Genomic DNA, 12943 nt, shown 5'->3' on the forward strand with positions numbered 1-12943 from the left:
GGACAAGCGGCATGCTAACGGGCAAGAATCTCATCAACGGCGAATGGGTCTCGGGCGAAGCGACGTTTCAGTCGCAGCCGGCCGACGGAACGCCAAACAGTTTTTCAGAGGCGTCGGTTGAGGACGTCGACCGGGCGTGCCGTGCTGCGGATGAGGCTTTCGAGGTTTTCAGCACCACGAGCGATCAGGAAAGAGCTGCCTTCCTGAACAAGATCGCGGACGAAATCGAGGCGCGGGGCGCGGAGCTGACCGAGATTGGCGGTCAGGAAACGGCATTGCCTGCCGCCCGTCTCGAGGGAGAGCGCGGCCGCACGACCGGGCAATTGCGGCTGTTTGCCGAGACGATCCTGAAAGGGGACTACCTGGACAGGCGCCACGACGGCGCGCTGCCGGATCGTCAGCCGCTGCCGCGTCCCGAACTCTTTCTGGTGCAGAGACCGATCGGACCGGTTGCCGTTTTCGGTGCGTCCAATTTTCCGCTGGCATTCTCCACGGCAGGCGGCGACACGGCATCGGCCTTTGCCGCCGGTTGTCCGATCGTCGTCAAGGGCCACCCGGCCCATCCCGGCACGGGTGAGCTGGTTGCGCAGGCCATCGATGCCGCGGTGAAAGCCTGCGGGCTTCCGGCGGGCACATTCGGCTTCCTGCAGGGCACCACGCTCGCGCTCGGTCAGGGCGTCGTGCAGCATCCGCTGATCAAGGCGGTCGGCTTTACCGGATCCCTGAGGGGCGGGCGCGCGCTGTTCGATCTGTGTGCTGCGCGGCCGGAGCCGATTCCCTTTTTCGGTGAACTCGGCAGCGTCAACCCGGTTTTCCTTCTGCCGGGCGCCCTGGCGGCGCGCGCAGAGGCGATCGGTGAAGGCTGGGCAGGGTCGCTCACCATGGGCGTCGGACAGTTCTGCACCAACCCCGGCGTCGTCGTCGTTCATGCCGGTGAGCAGGCTGACAGCTTCGCGGAGAGCGCCGTCACGGCGCTAAAGGCGGTCGGCGCGCAAACCATGCTGACCGACGGGATCGCAAGCGCCTGCCGCGACGGGCAAAGCCGGATCGGCGCCGTTGCCGGTGTCGAAACGCTGCTCAGCTCGGTCAGCGACAACCGGGGAGCAACACCGGCCGTCTACCGGGCCAGCGCCGAGACCTTTGTCGGAAACCGCGACCTTCAGGAAGAGGTTTTCGGGCCCGCCGGTGTCATCGTGACTGTCAGGGACGATGCGGAAATGCGGTCGGTTGCGCGCAGTTTCGAGGGGCAGCTAACGGCGACGCTGCAGATGGACGAAAGCGATGCGCCCCTGGCGAAGTCGCTGATGCCGATCCTGGAGCGCCGCGCGGGCCGGATCCTGGCCAATGGCTTCCCGACCGGAGTGGAAGTCGCCGAAGCCATGGTTCACGGCGGCCCCTATCCTGCCTCGACCAACTTTGGCGCGACGTCCGTCGGTACCATGGCAATCCGCCGCTGGCTGCGGCCGGTCTGCTATCAGAACCTGCCCGCAGACCTGTTGCCTGACGCGGCCAGGAGCTGATTTCAATTGCCGCCGGCGCTCTGCCGGCGGCGCTTTTTCGGAGATGCTCTAACCGCGTCCCACGAAGGGCATGTTCGTCGCCATCACGGTCAGAGTGAGCACATTGGCGTCGAGCGGCAGGCTGGCCATATAGACCACGGCGTCGGCGACATGGGCCGGATCCATGGTCGGTTCCGGCGCCAGTTCGCCGTTTGCCTGGGGGACGCCCCCGCTCATCTTTGCCGTCATGTCGCTGGCCGCGTTGCCGATGTCGATCTGGCCGCAGGCGATGTTGAACGCACGCCCGTCGAGCGATGTGGATTTGGTCAGACCGGTGATGGCATGTTTGGTTGACGTGTAGGGCGCCGAATTCGGCCGGGGCGTCGTCGCGGAAATCGAGCCGTTGTTGATGATGCGCCCGCCGCCGGGCTCCTGCGCCTTCATGAGCTTGAAAGCCTGCTGCGTGCACAGGAACGCACCCGTCAGGTTCGCTGCGACCACGTTGCTCCATTCCTCGAAGCTGATCTCCTCCAGCGGAACGGGGGAATTGCCGATGCCGGCATTGTTGACGAGAAGGTCCAGCCGTCCGAATTCGGCGCGCAGCTTTTCAAAAAGTGCACTGACCGATCCGGGGTCGCCGACGTCGCATGTCATCCAGGACACCTTGTTTCCCGTCTCGCGCTCTAGGTCTTCCGCCGCAGAAGCGAGAACCTGATCGCGCCGGCCCGTAATGACCACATGCCAGCCCGCCGCGCTGAGACCCTTGGCGACCGCCTTGCCGACACCTGTGCCGCCGCCGGTCACGAGGGCGGTCCTGTCGGCAATGCTCGTTGAAGTCTCGGTCATGGGGTTACGCCCTCCAGTTCGTCTTCGATATGGATCTTGATGATGTCGTCGAAACTCGCTTCCGCTTCGAAGCCAAGTGCCAGTGCGCGCTGCGCATCAAAGTTCCTTGGCCAGCCGGAGACGATTCTCCGGATGTCCGGATCCGGTTCCCGGCGGATGAGGTTCGCGGCTTTCGCACCGGCAACGCGGCGCAGGGCCTCGATCTGTTCGCCGACAAGGGCCGACAGGCCCGGCATGGTCAGGTTGCGCCGCGGCCCCAGCTGCGACGTGTCGAGACAGGCTGCATGCGCGCAAAAGCCGACAGCGGCGCGCGGACTGGCAAACCAGTGGCGGACGTCTTCTTCAACGGGCAGAAAGGCTTCCTCGCCGACGAGGGGCTCGCGCAGGATGTTGGAAAAGAAGCCCGAGGCAGCCTTGTTCGGCTTGCCGGGCCTGATGCAGATCGTTGGCAAACGAATGCCGATGCCGTCAAGAAAGCCCTTGCGGGAATAGTCGGCCAGGAGCAGTTCGCAGATTGCCTTTTGTGTGCCGTAGCTGGTCAAGGGCGTCGTGAAGAAGTCATCGCCAATCCTGTCGGGAAACGGCTCGCCGAAGACGGCGATCGAGGACGCGAACACGAAACGCGGGCAATAGGGTTCCCGGGCGGCTTCGCTGCGAATGGCTTCGAAAAGATAGCGCGTTCCGTCCATGTTGATGGCGTAGCCCTTGTCGAACTCGACTTCCGCTTCGCCCGACACGATTGCGGCCAGGTGGAAGACGAGATCCGGTCTGCCGGCAATAAGCGACACCGCGTCTTCCTGCCTGGCAAGGTCCACCGTCCGGGTGGTCGAGATAGCCTGAAGTGGTGCCGGCACCGGTGGTTCAATGACATCGGCAAGCGTCAGACTTTCAACCTCGGTCCCGAACAAAGCCGGACTTTCGGCGAGTCTTGCAACAAGTTTTTGTCCCACCATGCCGGCTGCGCCGGTCACAAGTACACGCATCTTCCTCAGTGCTCCTCCAGTGGTGTCGTGCGAAGCTGCCGCTGCAAAACACGTCATTTGCCTGTCCGGGAAATCCGCTTCGTGAAAAAGCTGTCCGCTTTTACCAAGTTGCCGCCGGCAATTCCAACTTTCTGTGCCAGCCGGTTTCTGGAAGGCGATCAGGACCGCGCGGACGCGATCCGTCTTCCCAGCCGTTTACGCCTTCCGACCTCGGTGCACTAGACAGGCCCGGTTGGCACTCAGGCCCGCAGGGCAACGGTGGAGCGGAGGCCTTCGCGCAGGACGTGGAAGAGAGATCCGCCATAGGAGCGCCCGGCGAACAGGCGATAGTGTCTGTCCGTCTCCAGACAGAGAATGAAACAACCGATGTGCTCAATAACGGTCCTGAGGGCGGCACCCTTGGTGAGCGCCGCGGTGTCCGCGTGCGTCAGGCGTTCGAAGACGCCGGGAAGGTCCGGTCCGGTCACATCCAGGCATATCCAGCCGTCATTCTGCTCGGTGACCGACGCGGTGTCCTGAAGAACCGATTTCAGTTCGGTGGCAAGATGCTCTCGGGTTTTGTGGTCAGCGGCAATCATCCACTGGTCCCTGCCGATCCAGAAGGCGGTGTGCTCTGCGCCTTGCCGAAATGCGCCGGGTGGCGGCAGATCTGTTCCGAGGATATCCGCAAGGCGCGCCGCTGCCGCGTCTTCCTTGCCGGTTCTCGCGGCAACGGAGGCAAGGGCGAGGCCGGGCTCGACGTCCAGTTTGAAATCCTTGAGGGTGAAACTGCTCTCACTCGTTTTCGAGGTCGGTACGGATTGAGTCAGTTTGTAGTCAGGCACGCAGACGTTCTCCTTCCGGATCGATGAAATGGGGGCTGACGACCTGCGCGCGGATCGTCATGCCTTCTATCGGGTTGGCAACGATGATCTTCTCCCCGTGGCGCGTGTCGCCCCGTTCCAGGAATGCCAGCGCGATCGGCTTTTCCATGTGCGGGGAATAACAGGCCGAGGTCACCCAGCCCTGATCGCTCGCGGGATCGTGCTCGGCGCCGTCGTTGAACAGATGCCCGCCTGCCGGGATGGATGTGTCTTTCTCAGATGCGATCAGGCCGACGAGCCGCAGGCCGTTTTCATCGGAAAGCCCATCGCGTCCGGACAACACGGTGCCGATGCTGTCCTTCTTGCGGGACACCATTCGGCCCAGTCCGAGATGGGCAGCCGAGGTCTGGCCGTTCAGTTCATTGGCCGTTGCGTGGCCCTTTTCGATGCGCAGGACGCCGAGGGCCTCCGTGCCATAGGGCGTGACATCGAACTCCTCGCCGGCCGCCATCAGGACCCGCATGAGGCTGTCGCCATAGCGGGCGGGAACGGCAATTTCATAGGCCAGCTCACCGGAAAAGGAGATCCGGAACAGGCGTGCCCTGGTACCGCCGCAGACCGTGAGATCCGCGCAGGCCATGAACGGAAAGGCCTCGTTGGAAACATCGAATTCCGGGTCGACGATCTTGGCAAGCAGGTTGCGTGAATGCGGGCCGGCCACGGCATATTGGGCCCAGGCCTCGGTGGTTGAAATCAGCTGGACATCCAGCTGCGGGCACAGGCACTGGCGAACAAATTCCATGTGGCGATAGACGCCAACCGCGTTGGCCGTCGTCGTGGTGACGACGAAATGATCTTCGGCAAGGCGCGCCGCGGTGCCGTCGTCCATCGCGAGACCGTCCTCGCGCAACATCAGCCCGTATCGCACCTTGCCGACGGGCAGCTTGGCGAACCCGTTGCAATAGACCCTGTTCAGGAACGTTGCCGCGTCGCGGCCCTGCACATCCACCTTGCCGAGGGTCGTTACATCGCAGACGCCGACGGACCTGCGGACCGCCAGCACCTCCCTGTCAACGCTGTCGCGCCAGTGTGTCTCGCCTTCGCGGGGGAACCACTGTGCGCGCAGCCAAAGGCCTGCTTCGGTGAAGACGGCGCCCTGTTCGGTGGCCCAGTCGTGACTTGGTGTGGTGCGCACCGGCCGGAAGTGCTTGCCCCTGGACCGGCCTGCCAACGCGCCGATCGCGACGGGCGTATAGGGCGGCCGGTAGATCGTCGTACCGGTCTCCTCGATGGTCCTGCCGGTCAGTTCCGCCATGAGGGCGAGGCCGGCGACGTTGGCCGTCTTGCCCTGATCGGTTGCCATGCCGAGCGTTGTGTAGCGCTTCAGATGCTCCACCGACCGGAAACCTTCCTGATGCGACAGGCGGATATCCTTGACCGTGACGTCGTTCTGGAAATCGATCCAGGCGCGCCCCTTGCCCTCACCCGTGTGCCAGAAGGGGGAGACGGATACCGGACTGTCGTCACATGCGGGAACGTCAAACGCAGCAGCGGTCATGCCGAGGTTCCGCAGCGCATTGCCGGAGGCGTCCGCGCCTTCGCGAAAGGCATCTGCTGTCGTGAACGCGCCGTTGGCAGCACCTGCGACCTGCAGTCCGACCGGCAGGGATTCCGGCGGCACGAATGCGGAAATGTCCGGGTTCCAGACCGGACGGCCGCGTTTGTGCGAGGTCAGGGAGACAGCCGGGTTCCAGCCGCCTGAAACACCCAGGGCTCCGCAGGCGAGCGTCCGGATGGTCCCGTCGCCGAGGCGGACGGTGACACCCGACAAGGCCCGCCGCCCGGCGGCGTCGATCACCTTTGCTCCGGCGAGCAACTCGTAGTCACCGAATTTGGATGCGTCCGGCCGGACATCGATGACGGCTTTCACGTCCAGTCCTTTTGTGATCAGGTCCAGCGCCGTCCGGTGGCCGTCGTCATTATTCGTGAAGATCGCGGTCTGCATGTCGGCCGCAACGGCCCAGCGGTTGGCATAGGCCCGGATGGCGCCGGCCAGCATGATGCCGGGCCTGTCGTTGTTTTCAAAGGCGATCGGCCGTTCGGTGGCGCCCGCGCACAAGATCATCTGCCTTGCGTAGATCCGCCAGAGGATCTGGCGCGGCAGGGCAGCGTCCGGATCGGCCAGGTGATCGCTGACCCTTTCCAAAGCGCCATGTATGCCGTGATCAAAGGCACCGAATACCGTTGTCCGTTTCATCAGGCGGACATTCTTCAGGCTCTGCAGTTCGTCCAGTGCCGATTTCAGCCACTCGGAACCAGGCTGCCCGTCGATTTCGTAGGTTTCCGCATTCAGCCGTCCGCCAAATTCGAAGTCCTCATCGGCGAGGATCACCCGCGCACCCGAGCGGCCCGCCGTGAGCGCCGCTGCAAGGCCTGCCGGTCCTGCGCCTGCAATCAGGATGTCGCAATGCAGGGCACCCTTGTCGTAGATATCCGGATCCCCTTCGCCGCTCGCCGCGCCAAGTCCGGCGGCGCGGCGGATGGCCGGTTCATAGAGCTTTTCCCAGAATGCCTTCGGCCACATGAAGGTCTTGTAGTAGAAGCCGGCGGTCAGAAAGTTGGAGAACAGGTCGTTGATGCCCATCATGTCGAAGGCGAGCGAAGGCCACCTGTTCTGGCTTTTCGCGACAAGTCCGTCGAAGAGCTCTGCGGTGGTTGCGCGCGTGTTTGGTTCCCGCCGCGCGCCGTCACGCAGTTCCACAAGCGCGTTCGGTTCCTCCGAACCGCTGGCCAGGATCCCGCGCGGGCGGTGATACTTGAAGCTTCTGCCGACGAGCTTGATGTTGTTCGCCAGAAGCGCCGAAGCAAGCGTGTCGCCCTTGAAGCCGGTATAAGTCCTGTCGTCGAAGCGAAAGGAAATTGCCGTAGTCCGGTCGAGCTGGCCGTTCTGAAGACGGTTGATCTGGCTCATCGGCTGACCGCCTTTTCCAAGGCGAGGTCGCTGGCAAACGCGACATCCAGGATCTCATGTGTCGTGGTGTCCCGCGTGACGACAAGCCAGGAGCGGTCGCCCTGTTCATGGAACCAGAGTTCACGATGGCCTCCGGCCGGATTGTCGCGCAGATACTGGTAGGTGAAAAAGGCAGCGTCCGCGTTTTCGGCCTGCCAGTCCGGACGGTCCAGAAGGGAGGCGTCGCCGAGATAGACGAATTCCTCTGCATCTCTCGGACCCAGAAGCGGATGGGGAATGATCATGCGGGCATGTCCTGAATTTTCTGCTTCCACAGGGTTCTGAGCTCGGCTTCAGAGGCCCCTTGTTCGTAAATCGGTGACAGGAGCGGCTTGCAGGCGGTTACCTCGATCAGGACAACCGCATTGACCATGCCGGTCAGATCCGGCCAGAGCGCCGAGAAGTCCGGCAGCAAGCGGTCAAAGGTTGCCGAGCCCTTGCTTTCAAGGCGGGCCTTCCCGCGCAGCCGAATGCCTTTGCGCGACAGGATATCGACGAAATTGATTTCCACCTCGGGACGGGCCCGGATGTTCCGCACCGTGTTCGGAGACCGCATTTCGGCAAAGGCAACCGTCGCATGATCAACGACGATGAACGTCCCCTTCGGTGACAGGTTCACCTTGCCTTCGGCGTCGGCGGTGGCGACAAATCCAAGGCGCCATGTTTCGATCAAGTTACGCGCCGATTCCGTGATCATGGCAGGGTTCCTTCCCTCAATGGAGGTTCGGCTGGGCGCCGACCCCTTTTTCGTCGATCATCAGACCCTTTTCGAAACGGTCGAAACGGAACGCTGTTGCGCATTCATGCGGCTGGTCCGTTGCCAGAAGATGCGCGAAAGTGAAGCCGGAGGCCGGTGTCGCCTTGAAGCCGCCGTAGCACCAGCCGCCATTGAAATAGAGACCTTCAACCGATGTGCGGTCGATGATCGGAGAGCCGTCCATGGACATGTCCATGATGCCGCCCCACTGGCGCAACAGGCGCACCCGCCCGATCATCGGCATGATCGCCATGCCGCCCTCGCAGACATCCTCGACAACGGGAAGATTGCCGCGCTGGGCATAGGAATTGTAGCCGTCGATGTCACCGCCGAAGACCAGGCCGCCCTTGTCCGACTGGCTGACATAGAAGTGCCCCGCACCGAACGTGATGACACCCGGTAGCAACGGTTTCAAACCCTCCGAGACGAAGGCCTGCAGTACGTGGCTTTCGATCGGAAGACGCAGGCCGGCCTGTGACATCACCCGGCCGGAAGAGCCCGCGACCGCAACGCCGACCTTTCGTGCTTTGATGAACCCGCGCGTTGTGTCGAGGCCGGTTACCCTGCCGTCCTCGATCCGGAAGCCGGTCACTTCGCAATTCTGAATGATGTCGATCCCATGCCGGTCCGCGGAGCGGGCGTAGCCCCAGGCCACGGCATCATGCCGGACCGTGCCGCCGCCGCGGTGCATGAGAGCGCCCTTGATCGGGAACCGGGCATTGTCGAAGTCCAGGAACGGCGCTTCACGCCGGACCGCGTCAGCGTCCAGCAGTTCCGCATCGGTGCCGTGCAGGATCATCGCGTTGCCGCGCCGGCGGTAGGCGTCGCGCTGCCCGTCGGTGTGAAACAGGTTCATGATGCCGCGCTGGCTGACCATGGCATTGTAGTTGAGGTCCTGTTCCAGACCTTCCCAGAGATCCAGCGAGAGCTTGTAGAAGCGCTCATTGCCCGGAAGCAGGTAATTGGCGCGGATAATGGTGGTGTTCCGGCCGACATTGCCGCCGCCGATCCAGCCCTTTTCCAGGACGGCAATGCGGGTCTTTCCGTAGACCTTGGCAAGATAATGCGCCGTCGCAAGGCCGTGCCCGCCGCCGCCCACGATGACAATGTCATAGCCTGATTGCGGGTCAGGGTCGCGCCAGGCGGGTTTCCAGCCCTTGTGACCCGTCAGCGCTTCCCGAATGACCCTGAAACCTGAATAGGACACCGCTTCCTCGCTTTCATTTCAGCGAAGTGTGCCGGAATACAAAAACAAAAATCTCCAAAATATGTCATATTCTATGCAAATAATGACGCGAGCAAATGCTTCGTAGGAAAGACGATGATGAGCCGGAATGAGAAAGCTATCGGGTTTGTCCTGGTCGGCGGATATGCGCTCATGCCGGCAACATCCGCTATCGAGCCGTTGCGGGCCGCCAACCTCCTGAGCGGCAGGAACCTTTACCGTACGCGCCTGTTCTCGCAGGACGGCGGGTGGATCGCGTCCTCCTGTGGCGGCGCCTTCGAGACCGAGCCGCTGTCAAGTGCGACCGGTGACCTCGATATTCTGTTCGTGGTTGCCGGTGGCGACCCGCTGGCAAAGCCCGGAAGCGCACTCTTTTCTCACCTACGGGCCTTGAGCGTGCGCGGGGTGCCGCTGGGCGGGATCTCCGGCGGTGCCGTCTATCTTGCAAAGGCCGGCGTGATGGAGAACCGGCGTTTCACGGTTCACTGGGAGTATTTCGAGGCGTTGCAGGCCGGGAACGACCGTTTCCTGATGGAACGCAGGCTGTTCGTGATCGACCGGGACCGGTACACCTGTGCCGGCGGGGTTGCGCCGCTCGACATGATGCACGCCATCATCCGGTCCGATCACGGTGCAGAGCTTGCAAAGTCAGTCAGCGACTGGTTCATCCACACCGGCATTCGAAGCGCGGAAGATCCGCAGCGCCTGGAATTCGCGGACAGCAGGCATGCGTTTCATGCCAGTGTCGATGCTGCCGTCGAGCTTATGGAAACCCACCTTGCGGATCCGTTGTCTCTCGAACAGATCGCCATGCTCAGCGGCAGCGGGCCGCGCCAGTTGCAACGCCGGTTCGATCAGCAATTCGGTTGTCCGATGATGCAGGTCTACATGAGACTGCGCCTGAAGAAAGCAGACGAACTCATCCGCAAGACCAGGCTGACCTTCATGGAAGTGGCGCTCGCCACCGGCTTTTCCAACCAGAGCCATTTCGGCAAGGTGTTCCGGGACCATTTCGGCATGGCGCCGCGCGACCGCCGCAAGCAGGCGGCCGGAGAATTCATCAGCGAAGTGATCCCGTTGAACTGAGCGACGCCGGCGAAGTGATCGCCAGCTTTCACTCAGATATCCAGCGTGTTCTGCCGCTCCCACTCGGTCAGATGCGAAGCATAGGAATTCCACTCGTTCTGCTTCAGCTTGAGATAGGCAGCCGAGAAGTTCTCGCCCATTGCGGCCTTCAGGACCGCGTCGCCGTCATAGGCGCGCAGCGCGTCGAGCAGGTTGAGCGGCAGGCGCGGCGCATCCTTGACCAGGTGTCCTTCGGCATACATGTCGATGTCGTGGCGCTGGCCAGGGTCGGACTTGTTCTCCAGCCCGTTGAGACCGGCGGCGATGACGACAGCCTGAAGCAGGTAGGGATTTGCCGCTCCGTCCGGCAGGCGCAGTTCAAACCGGCCGGGGCCGGGTACGCGAACCATGTGGGTGCGGTTGTTGCCTGTCCATGTGATCGTGTTCGGCGCCCAGGTGGCGCCCGACGTGGTGCGCGGCGCGTTGATCCGCTTGTAGGAATTCACCACCGGATTGGTGATCGCGGCGAGGCTTTCCGCGTGTGCCATGATGCCGCCGAGAAAATGCAGACCCTCGGCGGACAGGCCAAGCTCCATGGCGTCATCGGCAAAGGCGTTCGCCGTGCCGGCCTCGTTCCAGACCGAGACGTGGCAGTGGCAGCCGTTTCCGGTCAGATGCTTGAACGGCTTGGGCATGAAGGTTGCCCGGAGCCCGTGTTTTTCGGCAACTGATTTCACCATGAACTTGAAGAAGGAATGCTTGTCGGCCGTTTTCAGGGCGTCGTCGAATTCCCAGTTCATCTCGAACTGGCCGTTGGCATCCTCGTGGTCGTTCTGGTAGGGGCCCCATCCGAGTTCCAGCATGTAATCGCAGATTTCCGAGATGACATCGTATCTGCGCATGACGGCCTGCTGGTCGTAACAGGGCTTTTCCGCCGTATCCAGCGGATCGGAAATCTCCGATCCGTCGGGCAGGATCAGGAAATACTCGGCCTCGACACCGGTCTTGACCCTGAAGCCCTGCGTCCCGGCCCTTGCGACCAGCCGCTTGAGCGTGTTGCGCGGAGCCTGCTCGACCTCCGCATCGTCCATGACGCAATCCGCCGCGACCCAGGCGACGTCCTTCTTCCAGGGGAGCTGGATGACCGAGGATGCATCGGGGATCGCGAACAGATCCGAATTCGCCGGCGTCATGTCCAGCCAGGTCGCAAATCCCGCGAAGCCGGCGCCTTCCGCCTGCATGTCGGCAATGGCGGCAGCGGGAACCAGCTTGGCACGCTGGTAGCCGAAGAGGTCGGTGAAGGAGATCATGAAGTACTTGACCCCATTCTCCTTCGCAAACTGAGATAGATCGATGCTCATGGATACTCCTCGTTCCCGATTGGAAAGGTGTATTTTCTTATGGTCTTTCGTTGATCTAAAATGTCTTCTTGCCCGGGATCCAGTCGGTGCCGGCCAGCGGCACGCCCGCCATTGCCGCCGATTCGATCGTCAGGGCGCACAGGTCTTCCGGCTCCAGGTTGTGGACGTGGTTCTTGCCGCAGGCGCGCGCGATTGTCTGGGTCTCCAGGGTCATCACCTTCAGATAATTGGCAAGACGCCGTCCCGCGGCAACCGGATCGACCCGCTTCATCAAGTCCGGGTCCTGAGTGGAAATGCCTGCGGGGTCCTGGCCTTCGTGCCAGTCGTCATAGGCCCCGGCCGTTGTGCCGAGTTTCCGGTAGTCCTCCTCCCAGCGCGGGTCGTTATCACCGATGGCCACCAGCGCGGCCGATCCGATGGAGACCGCGTCCGCGCCGAGCGCCAGCGCCTTGGCCACGTCCGCGCCGTTGCGGATACCGCCGGAGATGACGAGTTGGACTTCCCGGTGCATGCCGAGGTCCTGAAGCGCCTGCACGGCCGGACGGATACAGGCGAGCGTCGGCTGGCCGACATGCTCGATGAAGACTTCCTGGGTGGCCGCGGTGCCGCCCTGCATGCCGTCGAGAACGACGACATCCGCCCCGGCCTTCACCGCAAGGGCCGTATCGTAGTAAGGCCGTGCGCCGCCGATCTTGACGTAGATCGGCTTTTGCCAGTCGGTGATTTCGCGCAGTTCGTGGATCTTGATCTCCAGATCGTCCGGACCGGTCCAGTCCGGATGCCGGCAGGCCGACCGCTGGTCGATCCCCTGGGGCAGGGTGCGCATTTCCGCGACACGGTCGGAAATCTTCTGGCCCAGAAGCATGCCGCCGCCACCGGGTTTCGCGCCCTGGCCGACAACGACCTCGATCGCATCGGCGCGCCTGAGATCGCGCGGGTTCATGCCGTATCTGGACGGCAGATACTGGTAGACGAGCAGTTCGGAATGGCCGCGCTCTTCCTCGGTCATGCCGCCGTCACCTGTGGTCGTGGACGTGCCGGCCAGTGTTGCGCCGCGTCCAAGGGCCTCCTTCGCGGGGCCGGACAGGGAGCCGAAGCTCATGCCCGCGATCGTGATCGGGATCTTGAGTTCGATCGGCTTCTTCGCGAAGCGCGACCCGAGCACCACATTGGTGTTGCAGGTCTCGCGGTAGCCTTCCAGCGGATAGCGCGACATGGACGCGCCGAGAAAAAGCAGGTCGTCGAAATGCGGAACCTTGCGCTTCGCGCCGCCGCCACGGATGTCGTAGATCCCGGTCGCGGCGGCGCGGCGGATTTCGGAAAGCGTGTAGTCGTCAAAGGTCGCGGACGGGCGCGGGGTCGTGATCGGCTTGTTGGTTGACATGGCTGGCCCC

General features: G+C 62.9%; 11 protein-coding genes. 2 read left to right on the plus strand and 9 right to left on the minus strand.

Annotation, left to right across the window (positions count from 1 at the left end; all coding sequences use genetic code 11):
- Positions 1-11 precede the first annotated feature (11 nt).
- On the plus strand, positions 12-1520 hold the full coding sequence (locus ACO08A_RS11775; protein ID WP_422041242.1) for an aldehyde dehydrogenase (NADP(+)): 1509 nt from the start codon (positions 12-14) through the stop codon (positions 1518-1520).
- Positions 1521-1568: 48 nt separating this feature from the next.
- Here ACO08A_RS11775 and ACO08A_RS11780 read toward each other — a convergent pair whose 3' ends face one another.
- The 7 genes from ACO08A_RS11780 to ACO08A_RS11810 form a co-directional block, all read right to left on the minus strand.
- The gene (locus ACO08A_RS11780; RefSeq protein ID WP_422041243.1) at positions 1569-2345 is read right to left on the minus strand and encodes an SDR family oxidoreductase; all 777 of its coding nucleotides are present in this window, start codon (positions 2343-2345) and stop codon (positions 1569-1571) included.
- A complete protein-coding gene (gene denD, locus ACO08A_RS11785) occupies positions 2342-3328 on the minus strand; it encodes a D-erythronate dehydrogenase (protein ID WP_422041244.1) in 987 nt (328 codons plus the stop codon). The genes ACO08A_RS11780 and denD overlap by 4 nt, the downstream gene beginning before the upstream one ends.
- A 239-nt stretch (positions 3329-3567) precedes the next feature.
- Complete coding sequence (locus ACO08A_RS11790; RefSeq protein ID WP_422041245.1) at positions 3568-4152, minus strand: sarcosine oxidase subunit gamma; 585 nt, start codon at positions 4150-4152, stop codon at positions 3568-3570.
- On the minus strand, positions 4145-7102 hold the full coding sequence (locus ACO08A_RS11795; RefSeq protein WP_422041246.1) for a sarcosine oxidase subunit alpha family protein: 2958 nt from the start codon (positions 7100-7102) through the stop codon (positions 4145-4147). Before ACO08A_RS11795 ends, ACO08A_RS11790 begins: the two co-directional genes overlap by 8 nt.
- Positions 7099-7386, minus strand: coding sequence for a sarcosine oxidase subunit delta (locus ACO08A_RS11800; RefSeq protein WP_422041247.1), 288 nt, complete (start codon positions 7384-7386; stop codon positions 7099-7101). The genes ACO08A_RS11795 and ACO08A_RS11800 overlap by 4 nt, the downstream gene beginning before the upstream one ends.
- On the minus strand, positions 7383-7838 hold the full coding sequence (locus tag ACO08A_RS11805; RefSeq protein ID WP_422041248.1) for a pyridoxamine 5'-phosphate oxidase family protein: 456 nt from the start codon (positions 7836-7838) through the stop codon (positions 7383-7385). Before ACO08A_RS11805 ends, ACO08A_RS11800 begins: the two co-directional genes overlap by 4 nt.
- 16 nt (positions 7839-7854) lie before the next feature.
- Positions 7855-9105 carry a sarcosine oxidase subunit beta family protein gene (locus ACO08A_RS11810; protein WP_422041249.1) on the minus strand — a complete coding sequence of 417 codons (1251 nt, stop codon included), beginning with the start codon at positions 9103-9105 and terminating at the stop codon, positions 7855-7857.
- 114 nt (positions 9106-9219) lie between these two features.
- On the opposite strand from ACO08A_RS11810, the gene ACO08A_RS11815 reads away from it, so the two are divergent.
- Positions 9220-10209 carry a GlxA family transcriptional regulator gene (locus ACO08A_RS11815; RefSeq protein WP_422041250.1) on the plus strand — a complete coding sequence of 330 codons (990 nt, stop codon included), beginning with the start codon at positions 9220-9222 and terminating at the stop codon, positions 10207-10209.
- A 32-nt stretch (positions 10210-10241) separates the two neighbouring features.
- On the opposite strand, the gene glnT is transcribed toward ACO08A_RS11815, so the two are convergent.
- Both glnT and ACO08A_RS11825 read right to left on the minus strand, forming a co-directional pair.
- Positions 10242-11549 carry a type III glutamate--ammonia ligase gene (gene glnT / locus ACO08A_RS11820; RefSeq protein WP_422041251.1) on the minus strand — a complete coding sequence of 436 codons (1308 nt, stop codon included), beginning with the start codon at positions 11547-11549 and terminating at the stop codon, positions 10242-10244.
- Between the two features lie 55 nt (positions 11550-11604).
- On the minus strand, positions 11605-12933 hold the full coding sequence (locus ACO08A_RS11825) for an FMN-binding glutamate synthase family protein (RefSeq protein ID WP_422041252.1): 1329 nt from the start codon (positions 12931-12933) through the stop codon (positions 11605-11607).
- Positions 12934-12943: the final 10 nt, after the last annotated feature.

This window comes from Roseibium sp. (assembly GCF_965232425.1).
Lineage (GTDB): Bacteria > Pseudomonadota > Alphaproteobacteria > Rhizobiales > Stappiaceae > Roseibium.